Source organism: Streptomyces sp. NPDC040610 (assembly GCF_055594065.1).
In genome coordinates, this window is sequence record NZ_JBVIXA010000007.1 from 53,973 (window position 1) to 80,274 (window position 26,302).

23 protein-coding genes are annotated in these 26,302 nt (G+C 72.8%); 5 read left to right on the top strand and 18 right to left on the bottom strand.

Annotated features, from left to right (window positions below):
• Window positions 1–190 precede the first annotated feature (190 nt).
• Window positions 191–2,149 carry a DUF2264 domain-containing protein gene (locus ACZ6AA_RS24015; RefSeq protein WP_471459874.1) on the top strand — a complete coding sequence of 653 codons (1,959 nt, stop codon included), beginning with the start codon at window positions 191–193 and terminating at the stop codon, window positions 2,147–2,149.
• Window positions 2,150–2,207: 58 nt separating this feature from the next.
• Here the strand turns inward: ACZ6AA_RS24015 and ACZ6AA_RS24020 are convergent, their stop codons facing one another.
• The 6 genes from ACZ6AA_RS24020 to ACZ6AA_RS24045 all read right to left on the bottom strand — a co-directional run bounded on the left by ACZ6AA_RS24020 (window position 2,208) and on the right by ACZ6AA_RS24045 (window position 8,042).
• Window positions 2,208–2,798 (bottom strand): GAF domain-containing protein, encoded by a 591-nt coding sequence (locus ACZ6AA_RS24020; RefSeq protein WP_468461920.1) that lies wholly within the window; start codon window positions 2,796–2,798, stop codon window positions 2,208–2,210.
• Between the two features lie 16 nt (window positions 2,799–2,814).
• The gene (locus tag ACZ6AA_RS24025) at window positions 2,815–3,414 is read right to left on the bottom strand and encodes a GTP-binding protein (protein ID WP_468461922.1); all 600 of its coding nucleotides are present in this window, start codon (window positions 3,412–3,414) and stop codon (window positions 2,815–2,817) included.
• Window positions 3,392–3,763 (bottom strand): DUF742 domain-containing protein, encoded by a 372-nt coding sequence (locus tag ACZ6AA_RS24030; RefSeq protein ID WP_030357052.1) that lies wholly within the window; start codon window positions 3,761–3,763, stop codon window positions 3,392–3,394. Before ACZ6AA_RS24030 ends, ACZ6AA_RS24025 begins: the two co-directional genes overlap by 23 nt.
• 2 nt (window positions 3,764–3,765) lie before the next feature.
• Window positions 3,766–4,200, bottom strand: a complete 435-nt coding sequence (locus tag ACZ6AA_RS24035; protein WP_030357202.1) for a roadblock/LC7 domain-containing protein — start codon at window positions 4,198–4,200, stop codon at window positions 3,766–3,768.
• 182 nt (window positions 4,201–4,382) lie between these two features.
• Entirely contained in the window at window positions 4,383–6,530 is a 2,148-nt protein-coding gene (locus tag ACZ6AA_RS24040) for a sensor histidine kinase (protein ID WP_471459876.1), read from the bottom strand.
• A 315-nt stretch (window positions 6,531–6,845) separates the two neighbouring features.
• Window positions 6,846–8,042 carry an MBL fold metallo-hydrolase gene (locus ACZ6AA_RS24045; protein ID WP_468483702.1) on the bottom strand — a complete coding sequence of 399 codons (1,197 nt, stop codon included), beginning with the start codon at window positions 8,040–8,042 and terminating at the stop codon, window positions 6,846–6,848.
• A 190-nt stretch (window positions 8,043–8,232) separates the two neighbouring features.
• Between ACZ6AA_RS24045 and ACZ6AA_RS24050 the strand changes: the two genes are divergently transcribed.
• From ACZ6AA_RS24050 to ACZ6AA_RS24060, 3 genes are all read left to right on the top strand, one after another.
• Complete coding sequence (locus tag ACZ6AA_RS24050) at window positions 8,233–8,811, top strand: carboxymuconolactone decarboxylase family protein (RefSeq protein WP_471459877.1); 579 nt, start codon at window positions 8,233–8,235, stop codon at window positions 8,809–8,811.
• A gap of 95 nt (window positions 8,812–8,906) precedes the next feature.
• On the top strand, window positions 8,907–10,169 hold the full coding sequence (locus ACZ6AA_RS24055) for a Glu/Leu/Phe/Val dehydrogenase dimerization domain-containing protein (protein WP_471459879.1): 1,263 nt from the start codon (window positions 8,907–8,909) through the stop codon (window positions 10,167–10,169).
• A gap of 73 nt (window positions 10,170–10,242) precedes the next feature.
• Window positions 10,243–10,854, top strand: a complete 612-nt coding sequence (locus ACZ6AA_RS24060; RefSeq protein WP_471459881.1) for a TetR/AcrR family transcriptional regulator — start codon at window positions 10,243–10,245, stop codon at window positions 10,852–10,854.
• Between the two features lie 309 nt (window positions 10,855–11,163).
• On the opposite strand, the gene ACZ6AA_RS24065 is transcribed toward ACZ6AA_RS24060, so the two are convergent.
• The 3 genes from ACZ6AA_RS24065 to ACZ6AA_RS24075 form a co-directional block, all read right to left on the bottom strand.
• The gene (locus ACZ6AA_RS24065) at window positions 11,164–12,099 is read right to left on the bottom strand and encodes an SIMPL domain-containing protein (protein ID WP_471459883.1); all 936 of its coding nucleotides are present in this window, start codon (window positions 12,097–12,099) and stop codon (window positions 11,164–11,166) included.
• 142 nt (window positions 12,100–12,241) lie between these two features.
• The gene (locus ACZ6AA_RS24070; RefSeq protein ID WP_468455022.1) at window positions 12,242–13,045 is read right to left on the bottom strand and encodes an SGNH/GDSL hydrolase family protein; all 804 of its coding nucleotides are present in this window, start codon (window positions 13,043–13,045) and stop codon (window positions 12,242–12,244) included.
• A 78-nt stretch (window positions 13,046–13,123) separates the two neighbouring features.
• Complete coding sequence (locus tag ACZ6AA_RS24075) at window positions 13,124–15,283, bottom strand: alpha-galactosidase (RefSeq protein ID WP_471459885.1); 2,160 nt, start codon at window positions 15,281–15,283, stop codon at window positions 13,124–13,126.
• A gap of 268 nt (window positions 15,284–15,551) precedes the next feature.
• Between ACZ6AA_RS24075 and ACZ6AA_RS24080 the strand changes: the two genes are divergently transcribed.
• Window positions 15,552–16,349 (top strand): tyrosine-protein phosphatase, encoded by a 798-nt coding sequence (locus ACZ6AA_RS24080; RefSeq protein ID WP_468455017.1) that lies wholly within the window; start codon window positions 15,552–15,554, stop codon window positions 16,347–16,349.
• A gap of 36 nt (window positions 16,350–16,385) precedes the next feature.
• Here ACZ6AA_RS24080 and ACZ6AA_RS24085 read toward each other — a convergent pair whose 3' ends face one another.
• From ACZ6AA_RS24085 to ACZ6AA_RS24125, 9 genes are all read right to left on the bottom strand, one after another.
• A complete protein-coding gene (locus tag ACZ6AA_RS24085) occupies window positions 16,386–16,508 on the bottom strand; it encodes a DUF6126 family protein (protein WP_033264300.1) in 123 nt (40 codons plus the stop codon).
• A 49-nt stretch (window positions 16,509–16,557) separates the two neighbouring features.
• Window positions 16,558–17,190, bottom strand: a complete 633-nt coding sequence (locus tag ACZ6AA_RS24090) for a helix-turn-helix domain-containing protein (RefSeq protein WP_468455015.1) — start codon at window positions 17,188–17,190, stop codon at window positions 16,558–16,560.
• Between the two features lie 59 nt (window positions 17,191–17,249).
• Window positions 17,250–18,644 carry an aspartate aminotransferase family protein gene (locus tag ACZ6AA_RS24095; RefSeq protein ID WP_471459888.1) on the bottom strand — a complete coding sequence of 465 codons (1,395 nt, stop codon included), beginning with the start codon at window positions 18,642–18,644 and terminating at the stop codon, window positions 17,250–17,252.
• Entirely contained in the window at window positions 18,641–20,611 is a 1,971-nt protein-coding gene (gene dxs, locus ACZ6AA_RS24100) for a 1-deoxy-D-xylulose-5-phosphate synthase (RefSeq protein WP_471459890.1), read from the bottom strand. Before dxs ends, ACZ6AA_RS24095 begins: the two co-directional genes overlap by 4 nt.
• Window positions 20,612–20,637: 26 nt before the next feature.
• Window positions 20,638–21,804, bottom strand: a complete 1,167-nt coding sequence (gene ispG, locus ACZ6AA_RS24105) for a flavodoxin-dependent (E)-4-hydroxy-3-methylbut-2-enyl-diphosphate synthase (protein WP_471459892.1) — start codon at window positions 21,802–21,804, stop codon at window positions 20,638–20,640.
• 4 nt (window positions 21,805–21,808) lie between these two features.
• Complete coding sequence (hpnH, locus tag ACZ6AA_RS24110) at window positions 21,809–22,831, bottom strand: adenosyl-hopene transferase HpnH (protein ID WP_468455007.1); 1,023 nt, start codon at window positions 22,829–22,831, stop codon at window positions 21,809–21,811.
• Window positions 22,832–22,836: 5 nt separating this feature from the next.
• Window positions 22,837–23,487 carry a phosphorylase family protein gene (locus ACZ6AA_RS24115; RefSeq protein WP_471459894.1) on the bottom strand — a complete coding sequence of 217 codons (651 nt, stop codon included), beginning with the start codon at window positions 23,485–23,487 and terminating at the stop codon, window positions 22,837–22,839.
• Window positions 23,487–25,481, bottom strand: a complete 1,995-nt coding sequence (gene shc / locus ACZ6AA_RS24120) for a squalene--hopene cyclase (RefSeq protein ID WP_468455003.1) — start codon at window positions 25,479–25,481, stop codon at window positions 23,487–23,489. Before shc ends, ACZ6AA_RS24115 begins: the two co-directional genes overlap by 1 nt.
• Before the next feature lie 105 nt (window positions 25,482–25,586).
• Window positions 25,587–26,228, bottom strand: a complete 642-nt coding sequence (locus tag ACZ6AA_RS24125) for a polyprenyl synthetase family protein (protein ID WP_471460200.1) — start codon at window positions 26,226–26,228, stop codon at window positions 25,587–25,589.
• Window positions 26,229–26,302 lie beyond the last annotated feature (74 nt).

Here is a 26,302-nt window from a genome sequence, read left to right on the forward strand (position 1 = left end):
CCGTGCGCGAGGCGGTGCGAGGTGGGCGTCGCGTGGAAGCGACATACAGAAAACGCTTACTGGCTGAGCAATGCGCCATTCACCTTCACCTCCTTGCACTTCCTCCCCCACAGCCTCTGGCGTACAGCCTCGCCGCAGTACACGCTTACTGTCCACGGCGTATCGCACTCCGACCCCGAGGACCCCCGCCATGACTCCGCCCCACCTCGCGCTCCCGCCCGCCGACCGCGTCCGCTCTCCCCTCACCGGCTGGACCCGCGCGCACTGGGAGGCGCTCGCCGACCGGCAGCTCCAGGCGCTGGTGCCGTACGCCACGCCGCGGTTCGCGCAGTACCGCCTGCCGGGGCGCGGCAGTTGGTCGGGGGTGGTGTCGGACGGGCTCGAGGGTTTCGCGCGGTCCTTCCTGCTCGCCGCCTTCCGGATCGCCGGAGCGGGCGGCGACGTGGACCCCGCGCTCGTGGAGCGCTACGCGGCGGGTCTGACGGCGGGCACGGACCGCGACGGCGGGGCGGGGAGCGGCGAGGCCTGGCCCGAACTCACCGACTGCTCCCAGCAGATGGTGGAGGCAGCGTCCATCGCCATCGGCCTGCACGAGACCCGGCCGTGGCTCTGGGACCGGCTCGACACGGGGGTGCGGGAGCGCGTCGTCGACTGGCTCTCGGGCTTCGTCGGCGCCCGCACCTGGGACAACAACTGGCGGCTGTTCCAGGTCGTGGCCGAGCAGTTCCTCGCCTCCGTGGGCGCCCCGCACCGGCAGGCCGACATCGACGGCGGCCTGGACCGCGTCGAGGACTGGTACCGCGGCGACGGCTGGTACAGCGACGGCGACGGCCGCAACTTCGACTACTACGTCGGCTGGGCGATGCACCTGTACCCGCTGCTGTGGGCGCGGATGGCGGGACCGGACCACGACGGCGGCCGCGGCGCGGTGTACCGCGAGCGCCTCGCCCGGTTCCTCGCCACCTACCCGCACTTCTTCGGCGCCGACGGCGCGCCCGTGCACCAGGGCCGCTCCCTCACGTACCGCTTCGCCGCGACCGCGCCCGTGCGGATGGGCGCCCTCACCGACTGCTCGCCGCTCGCGCCCGGCCTGACCCGCCGCCTCGCCTCCGGCACGGCCCGGCACTTCGTGGAGCGCGGCGTCCCGGACGAGCGGGGCCTGCTTCCGCTCGGCTGGTACGGCACCCATCTGCCGTCCACGCAGGCCTACTCGGGACCGGCGTCACCGTACTGGGCGAGCAAGGGCTTCCTCGGCCTGCTCCTGCCCGCCGACCACCCGGTGTGGACCGACCGTGAACTCCCGCTGCCCGTCGAGGAGTCCGACCAGTACACGGCGCTGCCACGGCCCGGCTGGCTGCTGCACGGCACCCGCCACGACGGCATCGTCCGGCTGGTCAACCACGGCAGCGACCACAACCCCGTCGAGGACTCCGAGGGACCGGCGACGGACGACCCGCACTACGCCAAGTTCGGCTACTCCACGGCGACGGCCCCGGAGACCGCCCCGCGCGCGTGGGAGCGCGCCGTGGACGGCCACCTCGCGCTGCTCGCCCCGGACGGCACCGCCTCGCGCCGCCGCCGCATCCACCCGCTGGCCTGCGCGGGCCGCGTCGCCTCGTCCCGCCACGACGCCTGCTTCCCGGGCACCGAGGACACGTACCCGATCCTCACCACCAGCGCCCTGTACGGCCCGTGGGAGATCCGCGCGCACCGGGTGCGGGCACCCGGGGGCGCGGCGGTGCGCGAGGGCGGGTACGCGGTGGCGGACGGGACGCCGCCGCGCGTCGAGCGGGGGCCGGGGTGGGCGCTCGCCCGTACGGAGGCGGGGCTGACGAGTGCGGTGGTGGGGCTGCACGGGTGGGGCGCCGGGGCGGGCTCCGAGGGTGCGGCGGGCCTCGACGGCCCGGAGGGCTCCGAGGGTGCGGCGGGCGTGGTGCGGGAAGTGGAGGCCAACGCCTACGGGCCCCACTCGGCCACGCCGTACCTGATGGCCCGCGCCCACCCGGGCGGCGCGAGCGTCCATGTCACCCTGGTCGTCCTCTCCCGGGACGACGTACGGCCGTGGGCCCTGAAGGAGGCGATCGGCTGCGTCGTGCGCGGCGACACGGTGCGGATCACGTTCCCCGACGGCGAGGAGCTGGTGCTCTGAGGAACGCGTGTGCCGTGGACGCGTGCTCCGAGGCGCGATCGCGGCGGGCGCCGGGCGGTCACAGGGGGGCGGCCGTGTCCCCGTCGTGCCCGTCGTCCTCGCGCCGCTGGATGCGTGCGGCCAGCTCGGCCGCCATGGCCTTGATCGTGTCGAGCCCGGCGCGCCCCCACGGCCGCGGTCGCACGTCCGCGACGCACACGGTGCCGAGGACGAGGCCCGAGCGGTCGGCGAGCGGCGCGCCCAGGTAGGACCGGATGCCGATCTCGTCGACGACGGGATTGCCCGCGAACCGCGGGTAGTCGCCCACGTCTTCGAGGACGAGCGCCCGGCCGCGCACCACGACGTGCGGGCAGTAGCCGCGCTCGCGGCCCATGTGGCGCCCGACGGCTCCGGCCGGGGGCTCGGTCGCCTCGGGGGGCGGCTCGGCGGCATCGGGCAGGTGCAGCCCGGCGAAGAACTGCTGTTCCTCGTGGATGAAGTTGACCATCGCGTAGGGCGCGTCCATGACCCGCGCGAGCCGGTCCGCGAACGCGTCGAGGCCGGGCTCGGACCGCTCCCCCAGGCCCAGTTCACGCAGCCGCCGCACCCGCGTCGGCGCCTCCTTGTCGACCGGGGTCAGCAGCAGCCGACCGGTCGCTTCGTATGTCATCGGCGTGCTCCAGGGGTCATGTCGTGCGGGCTCCGAAGGTGGGCGCGGCGGGTGCGTGGGCGAGCAGGTGGCGGACGAGGGTGAGGAGCGTCTGGATGCCGGAGCTGGAGATGCGGGCGTCGCAGCGGACGACCGGAACCTGCGGGTCGAGGTCGATGGCGGCGCGCACCTCCTCGGGCTCGTAGCGGTGGGCGCCGTCGAACTCGTTGATGGCGACGATGAAGCCCATGCCGCGCTGCTCGAAGAAGTCCACGGCGGCGAAGCAGTCCTCCAGGCGCCGGGTGTCGGCGAGGACGACCGCGCCGAGCGCCCCCTCGGACAGCTCGTCCCACATGAACCAGAACCGCTCCTGGCCGGGGGTGCCGAACAGATAGAGCACATGCTCCGGGTCGAGGGTGATCCGTCCGAAGTCCATGGCGACGGTCGTCGTGGTCTTGTGCTCCACGCCCGCCAGGTCGTCGGTGCCCTCGCTGACCGTCGTGAGCAACTCCTCGGTACTCAAGGGCGCGATCTCACTGACCGCGCCCACGAAGGTCGTCTTGCCGACCCCGAACCCGCCCGCGACCAAGATCTTCAGCGCGGTCGGGAAGGCGTCAGAGCTGTCGTCGTAGTCCATCGAGCACTGCCTCCAACAGGGACCGGTCAGTTGGGTTGTGGTAGAAGTCCGGGGCTCTCGTGGTGATCGCCCCGCAGTCGACGAGGTCGGACAGGATCACCTTGGTGACCACAGCCGGCAGCTTGAGCTGGGCGGCGATCTCCGCGACCGACGTGGGTGCCTCGCACAGGCCGAGCGCGAGGGCGTGCTCGGGGCCCAGATAGCCGGACGGGACGGTGCCGGTCGTGCGCACCTGGGACAGCAGGTCGAGCTGCGCCGTCGGTCTGGTGCGCCCGCCACTGACCGTGTAGGGGCGGATGAGCCGCCCCGCGGCATCGTCGAGCCATGGCCCGTCGTGCGGGGCCCCCACGCTCAGTGCCTCATCGACGCGGGCTCGACAGCGGGCTGCCGCGGCGCTGTGACCAGATAGGGGCGCACGCTCTTCACGAGCATGGCCATCTCGTACCCGAGCACCGCCGCGTCCGCGTCCCGTCCCGCGAGCACCGCCAGACAGGTGCCCGAGCCCGCCGTGGACACGAAGAGCAGCGTGGAGTCCAGCTCCACGACCACCTGCCGCACGTCCCCGCCGTCCCCGAAGCGGACGCCCGCGCTGCGCCCCAGCGAGTAGAGCCCCGAGGCCAGCGCCGCCATGTGGTCGGCGCTGTCCGGGTCGAGGCCGTGGACCGACTTCACCAGTCCGTCGCAGGAGAGCAGGACGGCGCTGTGGGTGTGCGGCACCCGCTGCACGAGGCCGCTCATCAGCCAGTCGAGATCGGATACCTGGCCGGTCGGCGCATCGCTCGCCATGGTGGATCGACTCCTTGGGGTACGGGGGTTCTCGAAGTTCTCGAGGTCTGCCGGGGCAGACGGGGCGGGGGTGGTGCGGTCGGTCACCCTGATCGGCGCGGCGGGCACATCCGGGGCGACCGGCGCGGCTCGTGCCTCCGGCGGGCCCGCCGCTCTCGCCGCGCCCGGCGCGGTCGCCGCGGTCAGCCGCCCTGGTCGGCACGGCCTGCTCGGTCGCCTCGGTCGGCGGTCGCGGTGGGTCCCGGTCCGGGGTGCGCCCCGGCCGCGCCGCCTGGGGACACGTCGCGGGCCTCGGCGGCCTGGGCGAGGCCGATGCCGCGCTGGAAGGCGGCCATCAGGCCGGGGTCGTGGCCGACGTGCTCGTCGTCCGTGCGCGGGGCCCTGGCGTCGCGCAACTGGGGTGCCAGGTGTTCCTGGGCGCGGCGCTTGGGCAACTGCGGTCTGCCGACCCGGCCGCGGACCGCACCGTTGCGGGGCAGCGGCGGCGTCGCGGTGTGCTCGATGGCGCTCTGCCGGTCCTCGGGGCGGATGCCCGGTACGGCCTCGGCGGGGGTGGGCCGGTCGCCGCGGGGGCCCCGGACGGGCAGCGGGGCGGGCTCGGTGGTGGTGCCGGGTCCGGCGGGGCCCGCGGTGCCCGGGTGCCCGTGCCGCGGGGTGTGGGGCGTCGGAGGTGTCTGGGGTGCGTGCACGCCGGGTTCCTGGAGCGTGCCGGTCTCGTGGAGGCCGAGGGGGTCGTGGGAGTGGTGGGGGGCGAGGGATTCCTGGGGGGTGTGGGAATCCGGGAGGGTGTGGGGTTCCGGGAGGGTGTGGGGTTCTTGGTACGAGGGTGAGTGCGGCTGGGCGTGTGCGTGCGGGGTGGGGTGCTGGGCGGAGTGGCGGGGCTGGGCGGGATGGTGGGGCTGGGGGGTGGTCGACGCCGGGTCCCCGGCGGCGGTCGGGGCCGGTGCGGAGGGCTTGGCGGTGGCGCGGGCCGGGGTCGAGCCCGCGTAGTCGGAGGAGGAGGCCTGCCGGGGCCCCGGCACGAGACCGCCGGCGCCGCCGCCCGCACCCACGGCACCCGTGCCCGCGCCGACCGCACCGGCGCCCGCGCCACCCAGGGCAGCCGTCGGCCCGTCGTCCTGCTCGGCGCCGAGGAGGCCCTGCGGCACGATCAGGACGGCCTGCACGCCGCCGTAGATGTTGGTCTGGAGGCGTACCGCGATGCCGTGCCTGCGGGCGAGCGCGGCGACCACGAAGAGCCCGATGCGCCCGTCCTGGAGCAGGCTGGCGACGTTGACCTGGTCGGGGTCGGCCAGGAGTTGGTTCATCCGGGCCTGCTCGGCGAGCGGCATGCCGAGGCCGCGGTCCTCGACCTCGACGGCGAGCCCGGCGGTCACGAGGTTGGCGCGCAGCAGGACTTGGGTGTGCGGGGCGGAGAACACGGTGGCGTTCTCGACGAGTTCGGCGAGCAGGTGGATGACGTCGGCGACGGCGTGACCGCGCAGGGTGCCGTCGATCGGCGGCACCAGCTTCACCCGGGAGTACTGCTCGACCTCGGCGATCGAGGACCGCAGCACCTCCGTCATGGTCACCGGCCTGCTCCACTGGCGCCGGGACATGGCGCCGCCGAGCACGGCCAGGTTCTCCGCGTGCCGCCGGATGCGGGTGGCCAGATGGTCGATGTGGAAGAGGCCCTTGAGGAGTTCGGGGTCCTCGACGGTGTTCTCCAGGTCGTCGAGGAGCGAGATCTCGCGGTGCACGAGGGACTGGAGCCGTCGGGCGAGATTGACGAAGACCTCGACCTTCTGCTCGCTGCCCGCCTGGCTGGAGAGCTGTGCCGCCTGCACGACGGCGGTGACGGCGCCGTCGTGCGCGCGGGACAGCTCCTCGGCGAGCGGGCCGAACTCGTCCCCCGCGCCCACGGGCCGCGCGGGCGGCTGCCCGGGGGTGGTCGGTGCGTCGCCCCGGCGCAGTTGCTCGACGAGTTCGCGCAGGTCGGCCTGGCCGCGTACGGAGGCACGGCGGAGCGCGCCGACGCGGTCGCGCACGGACCGCGCGGCCCGCTCGGCGGCCACCGCGGCGATCACGACGCTGGCGAGCGCGAGCACCACGGCGGCGCCGAGCACGGCGAGCAGGGGCGGCCGGGGCCGGGCCTCGGACTCCCGGATCAGATAGAGCACGGCCGCGCTGCCGCACAGGCCGACCGCGACGGCGGGCAGCACGGCGATGCGCAGGAGCTGGGGCCGTATGCGCGCCTCGGGCAACGGTGGCGCGGCGCGGCTCCCGGACCTGCCGTGCCGCCCGCTCTCCCGGCGGTCTGCGCGTGCTGCCGGTGCGCGAAGGTGAGACATCTGCGTCCTCGGTACGTGCGGGCGAGACACCACAGCGGTCCGCTGCGGCACCTCGTCGATGGCATCGCGATGCCGGCCGGCAGGCCGTGATGTGATCCCTGCGTCGCCCGACGGCCACACACGGTAGTCGTCACCGCATCAAGTGCGGTGGGCAGTTGACAAACTCCGGTGGCAGGGGTCCCGCTCTGGTATGACGCGTCGCACGGCTGCGCGAAAACGCTCGTACGGGTGCGCGAGGAACGGCACGGATGTCCGCTCCGGGGCGGGCCGAGGCCCGGGACGGAGTCCGGGTCGGCTCGCTCACCGATCCCGCGGTCAGCCGACTTCCGCGACCTCGTGCCCCGGCGCGTTCGGCGTCGTCGGCTTCTTCCGTCCGCACGTCCTCGCGGCGTCGGCCGCGGCACCCTGCGGCGCCCGGGCGACCGCACGCCACCAGGGGGCCGCGGGCATGTCGTCGGACGAGGGCTCGAAGGGCTCGCCGGGGATCGGCAGGGCGACGGCGGTGTCCTCGGCGCGGGCGGCGGCGAGGGTGCCTTCGCCGGGCTCGGACCAGGGGTGCGGCGCGAGGTTGAACGTGCCCCAGTGGATGGGCAGCAGGACGCCGTGCGGTGCGCCGCCCTGGAGGTCCAGGTGGGCGCGTACGCCCTCCTCGGGGCGCATGTGGATGTCGGGCCAGAAGTCGGAGTACGCGCCGATCTGGATCATCGTGGCGTCGAACGGGCCGTGCTGGGCGCCGATCTCCTTGAACCCCGGGAAGTAGCCGGTGTCGCCGCTGTGGAAGACACGGTGCTCGGGGCCGCGCACGGCCCAGGACGCCCAGAGCGTGTGCTGCTGGTTGCGCAGGCCGCGCCCGCAGAAGTGGCGCGCGGGGGTCGCCGTCAGGGTCAGGCCGCCGACGTCCGTGGACTCGTGCCAGTCCAGCTCGCGCAGCCGGTCCGCGGGCACGCCCCAGCGCTCCAGGTGGGCGCCGACGCCGAGCGGCACCGCGAACACCGTGTCCGTACCGGCGAGCGCCTTGATGCTGGGCAGGTCCAGGTGGTCGTAGTGGTCGTGGGAGATCACGACCACGTCGACGGGGCCGAGCGCCGCGAGCGGCACCGGCACCGGATGCAGCCGCTTCGGCCCGGCGAAGGCGAAGGGGGAGCACCGCTCGCCCCACACGGGGTCGAAGAGCACCCGGCGTCCGTCGATCTCGGCGAGGACGCTGGAGTGCCCCATCCAGGTGAGCCGCAGGCCGCTCGCCGGGGGTCTGGCCAGGTCCGCGAGCGTCGTCGCGTGCACCGGGATCGGGTCGGAGGGGGTGCGATGGACCCGCTCCTCCTTGCGGAAGTAGATCTTGGCGAACTCCAGGGCGGACCCGGACGGCCTGGTCCGGGCGCCCAGCGGGTTCTGGAACGAGCCGTTCGCGAAGTGCGGCGATCTCTGGATGCGCGCCAGCCGCTCTCCCGCGGGATCCGCCCCGAAGGCGGCGGGCCGCAGTGAACGGAGCCGGGGGCTCGAGAACCGGGACACGGCACCTCCAGAAACAGGATTGCTCAGGCTCCCCCCATTATGTGCGCCACCTCCGACAAGGGCCGCCGGGGCCCGGCGGCACGGCCCCCACCAGGCCGCTTCCGGCCCCGATGTCACATCCGGGCACCCTCGCTCCGTCTCCTCCACGAGACGGCGAAACCACGCCGCGTACGCCCCGGAGGTGGCCCCCATGGCCCGCATTTCGCTCACCCCGCCCCGCACCCTCTTCTTCCGCGCCATGGAGTGGTACTCGAAGCGCACCTACGGCAAGGTCCTCGACCCGGGGAAGGCGATGGCGCACAACAGCCGCGTGCTCTGGTCCTACCTGCGCTTCGAGCAGTCCGTCGCCAAGTTCGGCAAGCTCGACGGGGACCTGAAGATGCTGGCCGAGATGACGTCGGCGGCGGCGATCGGCTGCGCCTGGTGCATGGACTTCGGCCACTGGGAGGGCAACCGGCGCGGCATGGACCCGCGCAAGCTGCACGACGTACCGCTGTGGCGCGACAGCGACATCTACACACCGCTGGAGCGGGACGTCATGGCGTACGCGGAGGCGATGACCGCGAATCCGCCGGAGGTCGACGACGAACTCTCCGCCCGGCTGCTCGGCCGCCTCGGCGAGGCCGCGTTCGTGGAGCTGACCATGATGGTGGCCGTCGAGAACATGCGCTCGCGGTTCAACTCCGCGATGGGGCTGACCAGTCAGGGCTTCAAGGAGTCCTGCGACCTGCGGGACGCGCCCGCTGGGAGGCCACGGCCCGCGGCGTGAGGATCCGGGCGACGGAGCCCCGTGGTGTACTAGCACTACTGACTGATCGGTCAGTAGCCAGGAGCCGACGATCGGCAGACCGCAGGAGCACCCCCATGCCCACCCCCGCCGCACCCCGGCCGTCCGCGCCCCCGCCGACCCCGCCCCACCTGTCCCTCACCTGGACCGATCACGTCACCGGCCGACGCGGCTTCCTGGTGATCGACCGGCTGGTGCGCGGCGTGTGCAGCGGGGGCCTGCGGATGCGGCCGGGCTGCACCCTGGAGGAGGTCGCCGGGCTCGCGCGCGGGATGACGATGAAGGAGGCCCTGCACTACGACCCCCGGGCCCGCTACATCCCGCTCGGCGGCGCCAAGGGCGGCATCGACTGCGATCCGCGGGACCCGGCGGCGTACGACGTGCTCGTGCGCTATCTGCGGGCGATGCGCCCCCACATCGCGGAGTCCTGGACCCTGGGCGAGGACCTGGGCCTGACCCAGGACCTCGTCGACCGGGCCGCCGCCGAGGCCGGTCTGACCTCCTGCGTGCAGGCCGTCTACCCGCTCCTCGACGACGAGGCGGCGGCCCGGCGGCGGCTCGCGGACGCGTTCGCCGTCGAGGTCGACGGTGTCGGGCTCGACGCGCTGGTCGGGGGCTGCGGTGTCGCGGAGTCCGTGCTCACCGCGCTCGACACGGCGGGCACGGCCCCCGCAGGCGCGCGTGTGTCCGTGCAGGGGTTCGGCACCATGGGCGGCGCCACCGCGCGCTTCCTCGCCCGGGCCGGGCTCACGGTCGTGGCGGTGGCCGACATCAAGGGCACCGTCGCCAACCCCGACGGCCTGGACGTGGAGTCGCTCCTCGCCGCCCGCGACGCCCACGGCACCCTCGACCGCGCGGCGCTGCGCCCCGCCGACCGTGAACTCCCCGACGACGCCTGGCTGTCGGCCGACGCGGAGGTCCTCGTACCGGCGGCCGTGTCGTACGCGATCGACCCCGCCGACCAGGACCGGATCCGCGCCCGTTGGATCGCGGAGGCGGCCAACATGCCGGTCCTTCCCGAGGCGGAGCGGCTGCTCACCGCGCGCGGGGTCACGGTCCTGCCGGACGTGCTGGTCAACTCCGCGACCAACGCCTGGTGGTGGTGGACGCTGTTCGGCGACATCGGCGCCACGTCCGCGGCGCGGGCCTCCGGGAGGGCCATGGCCGACGAGGCCTTCGCGCACACCCGCCGCGCCATGCGGGCCCTGGTCGGCCAGGTCCTGGCCCGGGCGCGCCAGGACGGTACGACACCGCGTGCCGCCGCACACGCCTTGGCCGCGGACCGCCTCCCTCAGATCACAGACCGCTTCGGCTGGTACGCGCCGCGCGCGGCGCCCTGAGACCCGCGAGGGGCCCTGCGCCGTGCCTGCCGCGCATACGTCCTGGGGGACGCGCGTAGGTAGGGTGCACGGCGTGACAAGAGTGCGGTTGAGCGTGGCGGAGCGGCGGGTGGAGCTGCTGACCGCCACCGTCGAGCAGATCGAGGTACGCGGTGTGGCGGCCGTGCGCATCGCGGACGTCGCGGCCGCGCAAGGGGTGAGCAACGCGCTCGTCCTGTACCACTTCTCGACCAAGGACGAGTTGGTCGCCGCCGCGTTCGCGCATGCCGCCGAGGGTGATCTGGCGCAGCTGCACAAGGTCCTGGGCCGTCGCACGTCGGCGGTGCGCCGGTTGCGGGCGGCGGTGCGCTGGTACGCGCCGACGGGGCCTGCCAAGGGGTGGCGGCTGTGGATCGAGGGCTGGGCGTCGGCCCTGCGGGAGCCCGCGCTGCGGTCCGTCACCCGGGATCTTGACCGGCGCTGGAAGGCGGCGCTCGCCGAGGTGATCGCCGAGGGCGTGGTGGCGGGTGAGTTCCGCTGCCCCGACCCGCACGCGGCCGCCCTCCGCCTGACCGCCTTCCTCGACGGCCTCGCCGTCCAGGTGACCGCCTACCCCGGCTCGGTGTCCCGAGCCCGGACCCGCGCCTGGGCGGACGAAGCCCTGGCCTGCGAACTGGGCTTGTCCCCGGCGGACTTGAAACCCTGAGCCACACCGCCCCTCGGCCCTCGCGGGGCGCCCCAGTCCCGCCCCTTCCCCGAAACCGGGGCTCCGCCCCTGGACCCCGGGGGTGGCTGTCCCGTCCGGGTCGGCCAGTCCTCCCCCGATCGGCGCTCCGCGCCTCGTCCTCAAACGCCAGGCGGGCTGATACTTACCGGCACACTTCCTAGCCCCTCCGGCGCTGTAGCGCACTTTGTAGCCCCTCCGGCGTTTGAGGAGCGGGGTCTGGGGCGGAGCCCCGGTTTCGGGAAGGGGCGGGATTGGGGAGAGCCCCCGGCCGGGCCCCCACCACCCCCCTCACTGCAACTCATACACCGCCACCACAGACACACTGTCCTGAATCTCCCCCGGCGCCACCGGCACCCCCTCCTGCTTGGTGAAGGCCGACGGGGACACCGTCAGGGGGCGAGGGTTGCCGGACTCGGCCTCGGTGAGGGAGACGAGGCGGCCGAGGTCGCGGCCCGTCAGGGCGGCGTAGTGCTCGGCCTTGGAGTGGGCGTCCGCGTGCGCCGCCTCACGGGCCTTGGCCCGCAGGGGACGCGCGTCGGCGAGGTCGAAGCTCACCCCGTTGACCCGTACGGCATCCCCCGCCGCGGCCACCGCCGCCTTGATCACCCGCCCGGTGCGATGCGGCTCACGCACCTTCACGCTGAAGCTCTGGGCGGCCCGGTACCCGGTGAGTTTGGACGCCCCGCCACCGTCCTCGTACACGGCCGAAAGCTCCAGGCTGTCCGTACGGACGTCCCGCTCGGCGACGTCCTGTCCGCGCAGGGCACCGAGCAGCGCGTTCGCGGCGGCGTGCTGCGCGGCGAGGGCCTTCTCGGCCGTCGGCGCGGTGACCTCCACGGCCATGCCGACCACCGCCAGGTCGGGGGCGGCACTCGCGGAGCCGGTGCCGGTGACGGTCACGGTGGACGGGGTGGGGGTCGGGTCGGTGGCGGCCGGGACGGACACTGAGGAGGCCTGAGCCGGGGCGGACGAGGCCAGGGCCTGGGCGGGCGCAGAGGCCACGGCGGGGGTGGCGAGCGCCGACGGCAGGCCCAGCGCGGCGAGCGCGACGACGGCCGCGGTGAGGGCGCGCAGGGATGCGCGCGCACGCGGGGAGCGGGCGGGGGCGCCGAAGGGGAGGCCGCGAGGGGCCGCACCCGGGCGCCCGCCCGAGGGCCCACCCAGATCGGTCGAGGTCGGACCTGGTTCCCCGTCGCGGGCGGGCGGGCGCGGAGCTGCGGACATGGTGGGAGTCCTTCCGGTGGGCCGGTCATCCGCCCCCGAGGGGACGGCTGGCCGTCATCCCAGCACTCGCGCGCCCGCGCACGGGTCCGCCACTCCCGCCCTGTCACCTCACCGGTCGAGCCCGACCGCCCGGGGCGGGCGCCTACAGCGGCATCAAGTCCGGGCGCTTCGCGGCCACATGATCGCCCGAGGACTCCCCGCGGAGCCGCCGCCCGATCCACGGCACCAGGTGCTCCCGCGCCCAGTGGATGTCGTCGCGCCGCTCCTCCAGAGGACCGCGCGGCGGCAGCGGCGGCCAGGGCTGCTCCGGGTCGGCGGGCACCTCGATGCCGAGGGCCTGGGCGGCCCGCAGGGCCACCCGGGTGTGCCCCTCGGCGGACAGGTGGAGGCGGTCGTCGTCCCAGGCCCGCCGGTCCTGCACGGACTTCAGGGACCACAGGTCGAGGACCGGGCAGCCGTACCGGTCGGCGACCGCGCGGACATGGCCGTTGTACGTGGCGATCTTGCCGCGCAGATGCTTGAGGAGCGCCACGCCCCGGGTGTCGAAGCCGGTGGTGACGACGACGGTGCCGACGGCGGACGCGAGGTCGGCGACGGCGCGCTCGAAGCGCTCGGCGACCTCGTCGGGGTCGGTGCCGGGCCGGATGATGTCGTTGCCGCCCGCGGCGAACGTGACCAGGTCGGGTGCCAGCTCCTTGGCGCGCGGCACCTGGTCCGCGACGATCTGGTCGAGGAGCTTGCCGCGCACGGCGAGGTTGGCGTACCGGAAGGAGTGCTCGGGCACGCGGTCGTCGAGGAGGACGGCGAGCCGGTCTGCCCAGCCGACGAAGGTGCCGTCGGGTCCGGGGTCCCCCACGCCTTCGGTGAAGCTGTCGCCGACCGCTGCGTAGGAGGTGAAAGTGTCCGTGGGTGTGTTTTTGATGAAGTGTGTCGACTCTGCTGTCACGTCGTCACATCTTTCCTGGCGACAAGTGACCTACGCCATCGTAATAAGGGGTTGACGAGGGGTGAGATAAGCCACCGGTCAAGATTGCGCCAACCCGGAATACGCGCCTGCGCCGTCAGCGACGTCAGCCACGTCCGCGAGGTCCGCGATCCGCCGGAGCCGGAACACGGCCGCGTCCAGGTCGCCCCGCAGCCCGGTGACCAGCCCGTGGTGCAGCAGGACGGCGCCGCGGTGCACCGCCTCCGTCTCCCGGCACACATAGGCGGCCGCGGGGTCGAGCCCCCGCAGCCGCACCGGCGGTGTCTCCTGCCCGTACGCCTGCGCCGGAAGCCAGGCGAGGACGACGACCTCGTCCCCGAGGACGTACTGCACCGCGCAGAGCCCGCCGTCCGGATCCCGCAGCCGGTACAGCTCCCCGAGCTGCACAACGGGCCTGATCTCCTTGTACAGCTCCACCCAGCCGCGCGCCTCGGCGAGCTCGTCGTCGCTCCACCGCGTCAGGTCGCCGCCGACGCCGAGCACGCCCGCCATCGCGCTGACGAAGCGGAACCGCAGCGAGCTGACGCGCCCGTTGAGCTGGGTGTTGGGGCTGTCGGTGACCCAGGCGGCCATGACGCGCGCGGGGTGGATCTGGCTGAATCCGTGCTGGATGGCGAGCCGGTCCAGCGGGTCGGTGTTGTCGGACGTCCAGACCTGGTCGGCGCGGGCGAGGACGCCGAGGTCGATCCGGCCGCCGCCGCCCGAGCAGGACTCGAAGGCCACGCCGGGGTGCGCGGCCCGCAGCCGGTCCACCAGGTCGTAGAAGGCGTGCACGTGGCCGTCCCACAGGCGCTGCGGGTAGGGCTCGCCGGGCCATCCCGGGTCGGTGAAGCAGCGATTGAAGTCCCACTTCACGTAGTCGACGGGCGCGCTGGACAGGAGGGCGTCGAGCTGTTCCCAGAGGTGGTTCTGTACGTCGGGGCGGGCGAGGTTGAGGACGAGCTGGTTGCGGAACTCGGTGCGGGCGCGGCCGGGGTGGTGCTGCACCCAGTCGGGGTGCACGCGGTACAGGTCGCTGTCGGCGTTGACCATCTCCGGCTCGACCCAGATCCCGAACCGCATGCCGAGGGCGTGCACCTCGTCGGCGAGCGGCTTGAGCCCGCCGGGGAAGCGGTCGGGGTTGGGCGTCCAGTCGCCGAGCCCGGCCCGGTCGGACACGCGCGCGCCGAACCACGCGTCGTCGACGACGAACAGCTCCACGCCGAGCGCCGCGGCCCGCCCGGCGAGCGCCCGCTGCTGTTCCTCGGAGATGTCGAAGCCGGTTGCCTCCCAGGAGTTGTAGAGCACCGGCCGCACCTCGTCCGCGTCCGGGATCACCCGCGCGCGCTGGTACGCGTGCCAGGCCCGGCTCGCCCCGCCGAATCCGCCGTCGCTCCACAGCCCCGCGAAGACCGGCGTGGCGATCGCTGTGCCGGGCGGGAGCAGCGTCTGCCCGGAGTCGTCGTGCCCGCTGCCGCCGGTGATCTGCACGGCCCCGTCCGGGAGTTGGTGCACCGAGATCCGCCACGACCCGGACCACGCGAGCGCGCAGCTGTAGACCTCGCCGCGCTCCTCGGTGGCACCGTCCGCGTCGAGCGCCACCCAGGGCAGATGCTGATGCCCGGTGTGCCCGCGGCGGCTGCCGATCACCCTTTCTCCGTACGTGAGTTGCGACCGTACGAGCCGGGACTCCGCCGCCCAGCGCCCGTGCAGCTGCGACAGCCGCCAGCTCTCGCGCAGGGGCAGGGTCCAGGTCGCGGAGTCGGCGCGCAGGACCTCCAACTCCGGCGATCCGGCGGGTGCTTGGTTGCTGAGGGTGGCGTACCGCTCGACGACGTCAGCGCACATCCGGTACGACAGCGTGATCTGGAGGCCGTGCACGGCGTCGGTGAAGTACAGCTGGAGCTCGTCGTCGGCGCCCTCGGCCCACCGCAGGAACCGCCACTCCGTCCCGCGCACCCCGCCGCCGCGCACCGACAGCGCGGGCCGCACGAACCGTGGCCCGCCCTCCACCGGATACTCCTCGCGGCCGTCGAGCCACGACTCGAAGGGCCGCTCCGGGGGTGCCGGAGCCGCCGCGAGGGCCTCGGCGTCGGCCAGGGCGATCCGCGGGCCCCAGTGGAGGTGCAGCAGCTCGTCGCGGTCCGTGAGGCGCAGCGCGTAGCTGCTGGTGGGCCCGGAGAGGAGCCACGTCCGACCGTCAGCGCCGATTTCGATCATCGAACCCCCAGAGCTCCACAGATACGGAAACAGATCTCAACAGGCACGCGCGCGTACGCACATCTTCGAGCCCATACGACCACCGGGGCAACGCCCGCGCACCTCCCGCGTACGCCACCCTGACGCGCCCCCGTACGCGCCTCCGGGCACCCCCGCACCAGGACTGATTGCCTCAGGAACCCGTGTCGTATCGTCGAAGGCGCAACCACCTGCGGGCCTCGGCGCCCGCGAGGTCGCGCGAAGCCGCCCCCGAGCATGAGGAGACCCCGTGACGCAGCAGGTCCCGTCGACCGAGCCCGAGCTGGCCGGCGTGCGCAACTTCCGTGACGTGGGCGGACTGCCGACGGTGGACGGCCGCCGGGTGCGCCACGGCGTGCTCTTCCGCAGCGGTCACCTCGCGCACGCCACGGACACCGACGCCACGTTCCTCGGCTCCCTGGGCCTGCACACGATCTTCGACTTCCGCAACGCCGCCGACCAGCGCCTGGAGGGCCCGGACGTGGCGCTGCCGGGCGTGCGCAATGTGAATCTGCCGCTGACCGACCCGGCCGACGGGGCCGAGTTCTGGAAGATGGTCCGCGACGGCGATCTGGACCAGCTGCGCTCGGTCCTGTCCGACGGCAAGGCCGCGGGCCGGATGTCGGACTCGTACCGGACGATCATCAAGGAGCGCACGGCCGAGCACAGCCGGGTGCTGCACGCCCTCGCCGAGGACAGCGTGCCCGCGCTCATGCACTGCGCGGCGGGCAAGGACCGGGCGGGCCTGTCCATAGCCGTGACGCTGCTCGCGGTCGGCGTGGAGCGCGAGGCGATCGAGGCGGACTACCTGGAGTCGAACGCCGCGCACCGCCGCTACAAGGTGCACCGCAGCAGCACCTCGCCGGACGCGATGTCCCCCGAGGTCATGGAGCTGCTGAGCCCGCTGTTCGACGCCCGCGCCGAGTATCTGGCGGCGGCCTTCGAGACCATCGACCTGACCTGGGGCAACACCGAGACGTATCTGGCGCGGGGCCTCGGGGTCACGCCGCAGACACGGGAGCGGCTGCGCGAGCGGCTCCTCGACTGACGTGACCGGCCTCCTGGCCCGGAGGCCCCGTCGCCCCTACTGGTTCTTGCCGCCGAGCACGAACAGCAGATAGACGAAGAACGCGAACACGTGGCCCACGGCCACATAGATGATCAGCCGCACCCACAGGGCGCGCGGGAACTTCTCCTGCAGGACCATGCGGCGCTCGGGCTGCGCCGTCTGCTCGGGCCCGGCCTGCCGCGGCTGCTCAGATTCCGTCATGTCGGTCTCCCTGGGTGGGGCCGCCGAGGCACAGCGCGGTGGCCGGGCTCTGCAGCAAGGTGTGGACGAAGAGGAGGTCGGCGCCGCCGTGGTCCGCGGCGGCGATCCGGTGCGGGGTCAGCGAGTCGAAGTGCGCGCTGTCGCCCGGAGCGAGGGTGTACGCGGTGTCGCCGAGCCGGAGCCGCAGCCGCCCGGTGAGGACGTACAGCCACTCCTCGCCCGGGTGGACCCGCACGATGTCGCCCTGCGCGCCGTGCGGGACGTGCACCCGCAGCGCCTGCATCCCCCGGCCGGGGGCGCCCGCCTGCCAGTACGTCCAGCCGCCGGCCGCCGTGGGCTCCATGGCGGGGGCGCGGACGACGGAGTGCCGGTCGGCGGGGGTCTCGCCGAGGAGCTCGGAGACCGTCGTACCGTAGGTACGAGCGAGCGCGAGCAGCATCGGCAGGGACGGCTGGCGCTGGCCGGTCTCCAGGCGGGACAGGTGCGCGGGCGAGAGCCCGGCCGCGCGGGCGGCGGCCTCCAGGGTCAGGGCGGCGCGGCGGCGCAGCTCACGGAGCTGGGGCGCGACGGCGGGCAGCGCGTCGGCCGCCTCACCGTCGTCCGGGGTGGCAGGGCTCATACCGTCGATTGAGCCAGAGCCTTACCCGAGAGGCAATTTTGTTGCCCCAGAGGCAAAACTCACCGATGCGCCACCGCCTGCTTCACCAGCGTCCTGCCGAAGTCCCAGATCAGCCCGCCGCCTCCATGCGCCTCGTCCATGACGTCGGTGAACGCCGTCACGAAACGGTCGACCTCCTGCTCCCCGATGATCAGAGGCGGGATGAGCTTGATGACCTCCAGGTGGTCGCCGGAGACCTGGGTGAGGATCCGGTGCTTCTGCAGCAGCGGCACGACCACCATCTGCGCGAACAGGCCCTTGCGTGCGGCCTGGAGCATGGTCCAACGACTGCGCAGCTTCAGGGACTTCGGCCTGCCGAACTCAATGCCGATCATCAGGCCGCGGCCACGGACATCGCTGAGCAGCTCGTACTTGTCGACAAGCGCCCCGAGCCGGGACTTGAGCAGCTCCCCCGTCGCCCGCGCGTTCGCGACGGTCCCCTCGTCGTCCATGACGGCGAGGACCGCGAGCCCCGCCGCCATGGCCTGCGCGTTGGCCCCGAAGCTCGCCGAGTGCACCAGGACCCGGTCCATGGACGAGTAGACCTTCTTGAAGATCCAGTCCTTGCCGAGGGTGGCGCCGACCGGCACATAGCCGCCGGACAGCGCCTTGGCCACGCAGACCAGGTCCGGCTCGACGCCCTCGTCGTGCTGGTAGGCGTAGAACGCGCCGGTCCTGCCGAGGCCGGTCTGCACCTCGTCGGCGATGAGGAGCGCCTTGTGCTGGTGCAGGAGGTCCTGGGCGGCCCGCAGATAGCCCGGGGGCGCCTCGTGCACGCCCTTGCCCTGGATGGGCTCGACGATCAGCGCGGCGACGTCGCCCTTGCGCAGCTCCCGGCGCAGGGCGTCCAGATCGCCGAGCGGGACCGCCGTGTCCGGCAGGAGCGGCGCGAAGCCGTCGCGGAACCCGTCCTCGCCGTTGACGGAGAGCGACCCGGTGGTCAGCCCGTGGAAGGCGTGCGCGCAGTACAGCACCCTCGGCTTCCCGGTCGCGTACCGGGCGAACTTCAGGGCCGTCTCCACCGCCTCGGTGCCGCTGTTGCCGAAGAACACCCGGTCCAGGTGCGGGCTGTGGGTGAGCAGTCGCTCGGCGAGCAGGCCGGGGAGGGGCTGGCAGTCGAAGCGGGTGAGGTCGGCGAGGGAGGCGTCGAGGACGTCGTGCAGCGCCTTGCGTACGACCGGGTGGTGGCGGCCGAGGCCCATGACGCCGAACCCGGCAAGCATGTCCAGGTAGTCGTTGCCGTCCGCGTCCCAGAAGTGGGCGCCCTCCGCGCGTTCGTAGACCTTGTCGAAGCCGATGGTGTGCAGCATGCGCGGCAGTTGGTGGTTCAGGTGGCGCGCATGCAGTTCGTACCGTTCGCCGCCGCGCTCGGCGAGCAGTCGGCCGAGGTCGAACTCCTTGCTCATGCTGGTCATGCTCGGTTCTCCTCGCCGGCCGCACCGGCTCTCTCGGTGCCGGTGGGACCGGCCTGCTCCGGCGCGCCGGCGCCGGTGGCGTTCCGGCGCGCGATGGTCGCGCTGATGCTCCCGGCGATCTCGACGGGGGTGAGCCCGAGGTCGGCGAGCACCTCGCCGCGCTTGGCGTGCGCGAGGAACTGGTCGGGGATGCCGAACCGCCGTACGGGAACGTCCACTTCGGCCTCGCCGAGGGCCAGTGCGACGGCCGCGCCGACCCCGGCGGCCTTGCTGTTGTCCTCGACGACCGCGACGAGCCGGTGCTCCGCCGCCAGCGGGGGCAGCGCCGGGTCGACGGGCTTGACCCAGCGCGGGTCGACCACGGTGGCGCTGATCCCCCGCTCCCGCAGCAGGTCGGCGGCGCCCAGGCACACCGGGGCCATCACTCCGACGGCGACGAGCAGCACATCGGCGGTCGTGCCCTCTCCCTCTTGGGGGCCGCGGCTCAGCACGTCCATGGCGCCGACGCGGTCGACCGCCGGGATCGAGGGGCCCACCGACTCCTTGGGGAACCGCAGCAGCGTCGGCGCGTCGTCGACGGCGACGGCCTCGCGCAGCTGGGTGCGCAGCTGGTCGGCGTCGCGCGGCGCGGCAATGCGGAGGCCGGGGACGACCTGGAGGACGGACAGGTCCCACATGCCGTTGTGGGAAGCGCCGTCGGGCCCGGTGACCCCGGCGCGGTCGAGGACGAACGTCACCCCGCAGCGGTGCAGCGCGACGTCCATCAGGAGCTGGTCGAAGGCGCGGTTGAGGAAGGTGGCGTAGACGGCGACGACGGGGTGCAGGCCGCCGGTGGCGAGCCCGGCGGCGGCGACCGCGGCGTGCTGCTCGGCGATGCCGACGTCCCACACCCGGTCCGGGTAGGCCTCGGCGAACTTGGTGAGGCCCACCGGGTGCAGCATGGCCGCCGTGATCGCCACGACGTCCTCGCGCTCGGCGCCGATGCGGACGATCTCGTCGCCGAACACCGAGGTCCAGGAGGGGCCGTTGGACGGGGCGAGGGGCTCGCAGGTGAGCGGGTCCATCACGCCGACGGTGTGGAAGCGGTCGGCCTCGTCGGCGAGCGCGGGTTCGTAGCCGCGACCCTTCTCGGTGAGGCAGTGCACGAGCACGGGCCCGTGGAAGCGTTTCGCGCGGCGCAGCGCGGACTCGACGGCTTTGGTGTCGTGCCCGTCGATCGGCCCGACGTACTTCAGGCCCAGGTCCTCGAACATGCCCTGCGGCGCGAAGGCGTCCTTGAAGCCCTTCTTCGCGCCGTGCAGCGACTCGTACAGGGTGCGGCCGACGACGGGGGTGCGCTGGAGGACGTCCTTGCCCCAGGCCAGGACCTGTTCGTAGCTGTCGGTGGTGCGCAGGGTGGCCAGGTGGTTGGCGAGACCACCGATGGTGGGGGCGTACGAGCGCTCGTTGTCGTTGACGACGATGATCAGCGGCTGGTCCTTGGCGGCGGCGATGTTGTTCAGCGCCTCCCACGCCATGCCGCCGGTGAGCGCCCCGTCCCCGATGACGGCGACGACGTGCCCGCGTTCGCCGAGGACGTCACGGGCCTTGGCGAGGCCGTCGGCCCAGCCGAGTGCGGTCGACGCGTGGCTGTTCTCGACGATGTCGTGCGCGGACTCCTCCCGCGAGGGGTAGCCGGACAGGCCGCCCTTGCCGCGCAGCTTGGAGAAGTCCTGACGCCCGGTCAGGAGCTTGTGGACATAGCTCTGGTGGCCGGTGTCCCACACGATGCGGTCGTGCGGCGACTCGAAGACCCGGTGCAGGGCCATGGTGAGCTCCACCACGCCCAGGTTGGGCCCGAGATGGCCACCGGTCCTGGCGACCGCGTGCACCAGGAACTCCCGTATTTCCTCCGCCAGTTCGGCAAGATCGGCCTCGGTCAGCGCCTTCAGGTCGCGCGGCCCCCGGATCGTCTCCAGAATGGTCATGCTCGGGCCCCCTTACTGGTTCGTTCTCAGCTCACTGTGACGTCGGGCACCCCGGACGGGACGCCTGCGGCCTCCATCTGCTCGGCGATCTTCATCGCCTCTTCGATGAGGGTCTCGACGATCTTCGACTCGGGCACGGTCTTGACGACTTCGCCCTTGACGAAGATCTGGCCCTTGCCATTGCCGGACGCGACACCCAGATCGGCCTCGCGCGCCTCACCCGGCCCGTTCACCACACACCCCATGACCGCGACCCGCAACGGCACCTCCATGCCGTCGAGCCCCGCCGTCACCTCGTCCGCCAGCTTGTACACGTCGACCTGGGCGCGCCCGCACGAGGGGCAGGACACGATCTCCAGGCGGCGCTGGCGCAGGTTCAGCGACTCCAGGATCTGGATGCCGACCTTGACCTCCTCGGCCGGAGGGGCCGACAGGGAGACGCGGATCGTGTCGCCGATGCCCTCGGAGAGCAGCGCGCCGAAGGCGACGGCCGACTTGATCGTCCCCTGGAACGCCGGACCGGCCTCCGTGACTCCCAGGTGCAGCGGGTAGTCGCAGGCGGCGGCCAACTGCCGGTAGGCGTTGACCATGACCACCGGGTCGTTGTGCTTGACCGAGATCTTGATGTCCCGGAAGCCGTGCTCCTCGAAGAGGGACGCCTCCCACAGCGCCGACTCGACCAGCGCCTCGGGCGTCGCCCTGCCGTACTTCTTCAGCAGGCGGGCGTCCAGCGATCCCGCGTTGACGCCGATGCGGATCGGGGTGCCCGCGTCGTTCGCCGCCCGCGCGATGTCCCGCACCCGGTCGTCGAACTGCTTGATGTTGCCGGGGTTCACGCGCACCGCCGCGCACCCCGCGTCGATCGCCGCGAACACGTACTTCGGCTGGAAGTGGATGTCGGCGATCACCGGGATCTGCGACTTCCGCGCGATCGTCGCGAGCGCGTCCGCGTCGTCCTGCGTCGGACACGCCACCCGTACGATCTGGCACCCCGACGCCGTCAGCTCCGCGATCTGCTGCAACGTCGCCCCGATGTCCGACGTACGCGTCGTCGTCATCGACTGCACCGACACCGGCGCGCCGCCCCCCACGGCCACCGGTCCGACCTCGATGCGCCGCGAGACGCGGCGCTCGGCGAGGGGCCGGACCGGCAGCTCAGGGAGGCCCAACGCGACGGGCGCTCCAGGGCTCATGACGTCACCCGCGGTTTCCGTTGACGGTCTCGCGCATGGCCCGCAGGGACTCCTTCAGGGAGCCCATGGTGGCGAGCACGGCCGTCGGTTCGTAGCCGCAGTGCGCCATGCAGTTGGCGCACCGCTCGTCCTTGCCGCGGCCGTACTTGGACCAGTCGGTCTTCTCGATCAGCTCCCGGTACGTGGGGACGTACCCGTCGCTCATCAGGTAGCAGGGGCGCTGCCAGCCGAAGAGCGAGTAGTTGGGGATCGCCCACGCCGTGCACTGGAAGTCGACCTTGCCCTCGAGGAAGTCGAGGAACAGCGGCGAGTGGTTCAGCCGCCAGCGTCGCCGGTTGCCGCCCGCGAAGGCCTTCTTGAACAGCTCGCGGGTCTGCTCGACACCGAGGAAGTGCTCCTGGTCGGGCGCCTTCTCGTAGGCGTAGGCGGGCGACAGCATCATCTCGTCGACCTTCAGCTCGTCATTGAGGAAGTTGAGCACCTCGATGATCGTCTGCGGGGTGTCGGTGTTGAAGAAGGTCGAGTTGGTGGTCACCCGGAAGCCGCGCCGCTTGGCCTCCTTCATGGCCGCGACCGCCTCGTCGAACACCCCCTCCTTCGCCACCGACTCGTCGTGGCGCTCCCGCATCCCGTCGATGTGCACGGCGAACGCGAAGTACGGCGAGGGCTTGAACTTGTCCATCTTCTTGCGCAGCAGCATGGCATTGGTGCAAAGGAAGACGTACTTCTTCTTGGCCACCAACTGCCGCACGATCTCGTCGATCTGAGGGTGCATCAGCGGTTCGCCACCGGCGATTGACACCATCGGCGCACCGGACTCGAGCACGGCGCCCACGGCCTGGGCCACCGGCATGCGCTGCTTGAGCACCCCGGCCGGGTGCTGGATCTTGCCGCACCCCTCGCACTTCAAGTTGCACGCGAACAGCGGTTCCAACTCGACAATCAGCGGGAACTTGTCCCGCTTGCGCAGCTTCTGTTCCATCAGGTACGTAGCGACCTTGATCGACTGACGCAGCGGCATGACCATCTGGCTCACCTCCGGGGGAGCAGCGAAGAACGGTGCCATTCGAAGAAAGCGGGAAGCACGGCACGGAGAACGCGGAAGGCCGATATTCCACCGCGCACCGTGCCGATTCGTACGAGTTCGTGCTGTGGGGCGTCCACGACCACCCGGACGGCGGCAACAGGGCGGGGCCCGGCCGTCACGGCGGTGCGCAGCGTGACGGCGGACTCCATGTCGACCGCGATGGCGCCGGTGGCGAGCAGATCGCCGCGTTCGTGGCCGCGGACGACGTGGTCGGAGCCCGTGAGCGGCCCGGTGTGCACCGTACGGCGGGGCAGCGCCCGCACCAGCTCCTCGACCAGGAGTTCGGTGCCGACGCAGGAGGTGGCGCCGCCGTCGTGGCGGGTCTCCTCAGCGACGACCAGGTCACCGGGGTGCATGCCGGGGGCGAGCCCGGCGCAGAAGCCGGTGGCCAGGACGGCCGCGTCGTGCAGGGAGGGGGTGTCGAGCGCCCCCGCCACGGCACGCTCGGCGGCCCGCGTGCCCATGCCCGTCCTGAGGACGGTCATGGGGCCGCTCGCGCCGCCCCGGTCGCCGGTGCGCAGGGCGAGGTGCTCGATGCCGAGCGCACAGGCGACGAGGAGCGGTGCGGGGCCCGGCCGCGCCGGGGTTGCGGCCATCAGCCCCCCTTGCCGGAGCCGCCGATGGCCGGCTCTCCGTTGACGTACCGGCCGAGCGCGGTCAGCGGGAAGACCTGCCGGTAGAGGTGGTAGTTGATCGAGAAGTCCCAGGGGAAGCCGGTGCCGGTGAAGTACGGCTCGTCCCAGGAGCCGTCCTCGGTCTGCGTCTGCACCAGCCAGTCGACGCCGCGCTCCACGGACTTGGCGTCCCGCTCCCCCGCCGCGAGCAGCGCGAGCAACGCCCAGGCGGTCTGCGACGCCGTGGACGCGCCGCGCCCGATCCACTGTTCGTCGCGGTAGGAGCGCAGGTCCTCGCCCCAGCCGCCGTCGTCGTTCTGCACCGACTCCAGCCAGGCGACCGCGCGCCGGATCGCCGGGTGCGAAGCGGGCAGCCCGGCGGCGACGAGCGCGGGCAGCACCGACCCGGTGCCGTAGACGTAGTTGACGCCCCAGCGCCCGAACCAGGCGCCGTTCGCCTCCTGTTCGGCAAGCAGCCACTCCACGCCGCGCCGGGTGCGCGGGTCGCGCGACTTCCCCTCGTAGGCGAGCATCTCCACGACGTGCGCGGTGACGTCGGCGGAGGGCGGGTCGATGACCTCGCCGAAGTCGCAGAACGGCAGGCGGTTGGGGAAGGAGCTGGTGTTGTCGACGTCGAAGGCGGCCCAGGCGCCGTTCTTCGACTGCATGCCGAGGTTCCAGCGCACGCCGCGCTCGATGGCGTTCTCCAGGCGCGGCTTGTCCGGGTGCGCGACCCGGCGCAGCGCGAGGACGACCTCGGCGGTGTCGTCGATGTCGGGGTAGTTGTCGTTGTGGAATTCGAAGGCCCAGCCGCCGGGGGTCAGTCCCGGCCTGCGCACCGACCAGTCGCCGGGCCTGACGATCTGCTCGCCCAGCATCCAGTCCGCGGCCTTGACCAGCTGCGGATGGTCGGCGGGCACCCCGGCGTCGGCGAGGGCGATGGCCGCGAGGCAGGTGTCCCAGACCGGCGACTGGCAGGCCTCGATCATCCGGGCGCCGTCCTTACGCCACACGGCGAAGCGGTCCAGGGAGGCGAGGCCCGCCTTGAGGACCGGGTGGTCGAGGTCGTAGCCCATCAGGTGCAGCGCGATCACGGAGTACACGGCGGGCGGCTGGATGCCGCCCCAGCAGCCGTCGTTCTCCTGCCGCTCGATGATCCAGCGCGCGGCGCTGTTCATCGCGGCCTTGCGCACACCACGCGGAGCGATCTTGTGATAAACGTGCAGCGCCTTGTCCATGCGCTGGAAGACGCCGTCCCAACTCGCCACCGGGGCAAGGGGCTTGGCGGGATTCGGGGCGCTCGCGTCGGTGTGCAGCTCATCCAGCGGGAAGGGCGCGGGACGCACCGGGCGCTTGGCCGAGACAATGGTGAGCGGCACGATGGTCTGCCGCGCCCAGCAGCCGAAGTCGTAAATATTGAGCGGGAACCACTTGGGAAAATAAAGGAGTTCGGGCGGCAGCTCGGGGAGGTCGTCCCACTTCCACCAGCCGAAGAGCGCGAGCCAGATACGGGTGAAGACCCGGGCCGAGGCGATGCCGCCCCGCTCCCTGATCCAGGCGGACGCCCTGGCCATGTGCGGCGCGTCGGGGGCGTCCCCCGCCAGGCGCAGCGCCACATACGCCTCGATGGTGGCGGAGAGTTCGCCGGGGCCGCCGTAGAAGGTGGCCCAGGTGCCGTCGTCGCGCTGCTCGCCGCGGATGAACAGCGCGGCGGCTCTGGTCGTCGACTCGTCCTGGATGCCCAGGAACTGACGGAGCAACAGGTCCTCGGCGTCCATGGTCACATTGGTTTCCAGGTCGCCCTTCCACCACCCCTGGGCGTCCTGGCGGGACAACAGGAATTGTGTGGACCGTTCTATGGCGCGGGCCGCGGCACCCAGTGCGCCGGGAGCCGCGGGAGTGGTGTCGGTAGTTCCGGTGGCCGAGGCCGCTCGGGGCGTTGCCGCTCCGGTGCTTCCGTCGGTCGTCGCTGTCATGGCTTCCCCTTCTACGCAGTGCTTCATCTCTGCTGGGTCCGCCGTCGGCCGGGGCCCTGGAGGGACACAGGCCGGCGACTGCGATTCAGTTGGGGCCGATAGTGATCATCTCTTTCGTACGACGACGAAGTCGGCGAGCGCGGTGAGCTGCGCCCGCACCTGGTCCGGCATCTGGACCGCGTCCAGGGCCTCGATGGCGACGGCGTGCTGCCGTCGCGCCTCCTCGGCGGTCCACTCGCGGCCGCCTGCCTGCTCGATCAGGGCGGCGCGCGCGGCGAACTCCTCCTCGGAGAAGCTGTCGAAGTCGTTGCTCTTGGCGTCGGCGGCGAGCAGCTCGCCGAGCCGCTCGGAGGCCGGGCCGCCCGCGGCGAGCGCGGCGACCACGGGCAGGGACTTCTTGCGCTGGCGCAGGTCGCTCCAGGTCTGCTTGCCGGTGGCCTCGGGGTCGCCCCAGATGCCGAGCAGGTCGTCGACGGCCTGGAAGGCGAGGCCCAGGTGGTAGCCGTACTTCTCCAGGGTGTCGGCGGTCTTGTCGTCCGCGCCGCCGAGGACCGCGCCGATGGAGCAGGCGCAGGCGAGCAGCGCGCCCGTCTTGTTGCCCTCCATCTCCAGGCACTCCTCGACGGTGACCCGCTCGCGGTGCTCGTAGGAGATGTCCTGCGCCTGGCCGTCGATGAGGGCGCGGGTCGCGGTGGTCAGGCGGCGGGGGGGGGGGACCGCCCCGACAATGCCAAGTTCCAAGAGGATCTCATTGGCGCGGGCGAACAGCGCGGAGCACACGAGGATCACCTGCGCGGGGCCATGCACCTTCCCCCCCCTGT

Coding starts and splice junctions, on each gene's coding strand:
- ACZ6AA_RS24015 (WP_471459874.1), top strand. CDS start 191: ATGACTCCGCCCCACCTCGCGCTCCCGCCCGCCGACCGCGTCCGCTCT.
- ACZ6AA_RS24020 (WP_468461920.1), bottom strand. CDS start 2,798: ATGACATACGAAGCGACCGGTCGGCTGCTGCTGACCCCGGTCGACAAG.
- ACZ6AA_RS24025 (WP_468461922.1), bottom strand. CDS start 3,414: ATGGACTACGACGACAGCTCTGACGCCTTCCCGACCGCGCTGAAGATC.
- ACZ6AA_RS24035 (WP_030357202.1), bottom strand. CDS start 4,200: ATGGCGAGCGATGCGCCGACCGGCCAGGTATCCGATCTCGACTGGCTG.
- ACZ6AA_RS24040 (WP_471459876.1), bottom strand. CDS start 6,530: ATGTCTCACCTTCGCGCACCGGCAGCACGCGCAGACCGCCGGGAGAGC.
- ACZ6AA_RS24050 (WP_471459877.1), top strand. CDS start 8,233: ATGGCCCGCATTTCGCTCACCCCGCCCCGCACCCTCTTCTTCCGCGCC.
- ACZ6AA_RS24055 (WP_471459879.1), top strand. CDS start 8,907: ATGCCCACCCCCGCCGCACCCCGGCCGTCCGCGCCCCCGCCGACCCCG.
- ACZ6AA_RS24065 (WP_471459883.1), bottom strand. CDS start 12,099: ATGTCCGCAGCTCCGCGCCCGCCCGCCCGCGACGGGGAACCAGGTCCG.
- ACZ6AA_RS24075 (WP_471459885.1), bottom strand. CDS start 15,283: ATGATCGAAATCGGCGCTGACGGTCGGACGTGGCTCCTCTCCGGGCCC.
- ACZ6AA_RS24085 (WP_033264300.1), bottom strand. CDS start 16,508: ATGGTCCTGCAGGAGAAGTTCCCGCGCGCCCTGTGGGTGCGGCTGATC.
- ACZ6AA_RS24090 (WP_468455015.1), bottom strand. CDS start 17,190: ATGAGCCCTGCCACCCCGGACGACGGTGAGGCGGCCGACGCGCTGCCC.
- ACZ6AA_RS24095 (WP_471459888.1), bottom strand. CDS start 18,644: ATGACCAGCATGAGCAAGGAGTTCGACCTCGGCCGACTGCTCGCCGAG.
- dxs (WP_471459890.1), bottom strand. CDS start 20,611: ATGACCATTCTGGAGACGATCCGGGGGCCGCGCGACCTGAAGGCGCTG.
- ispG (WP_471459892.1), bottom strand. CDS start 21,804: ATGAGCCCTGGAGCGCCCGTCGCGTTGGGCCTCCCTGAGCTGCCGGTC.
- hpnH (WP_468455007.1), bottom strand. CDS start 22,831: ATGGTCATGCCGCTGCGTCAGTCGATCAAGGTCGCTACGTACCTGATG.
- ACZ6AA_RS24115 (WP_471459894.1), bottom strand. CDS start 23,487: ATGGCCGCAACCCCGGCGCGGCCGGGCCCCGCACCGCTCCTCGTCGCC.
- shc (WP_468455003.1), bottom strand. CDS start 25,481: ATGACAGCGACGACCGACGGAAGCACCGGAGCGGCAACGCCCCGAGCG.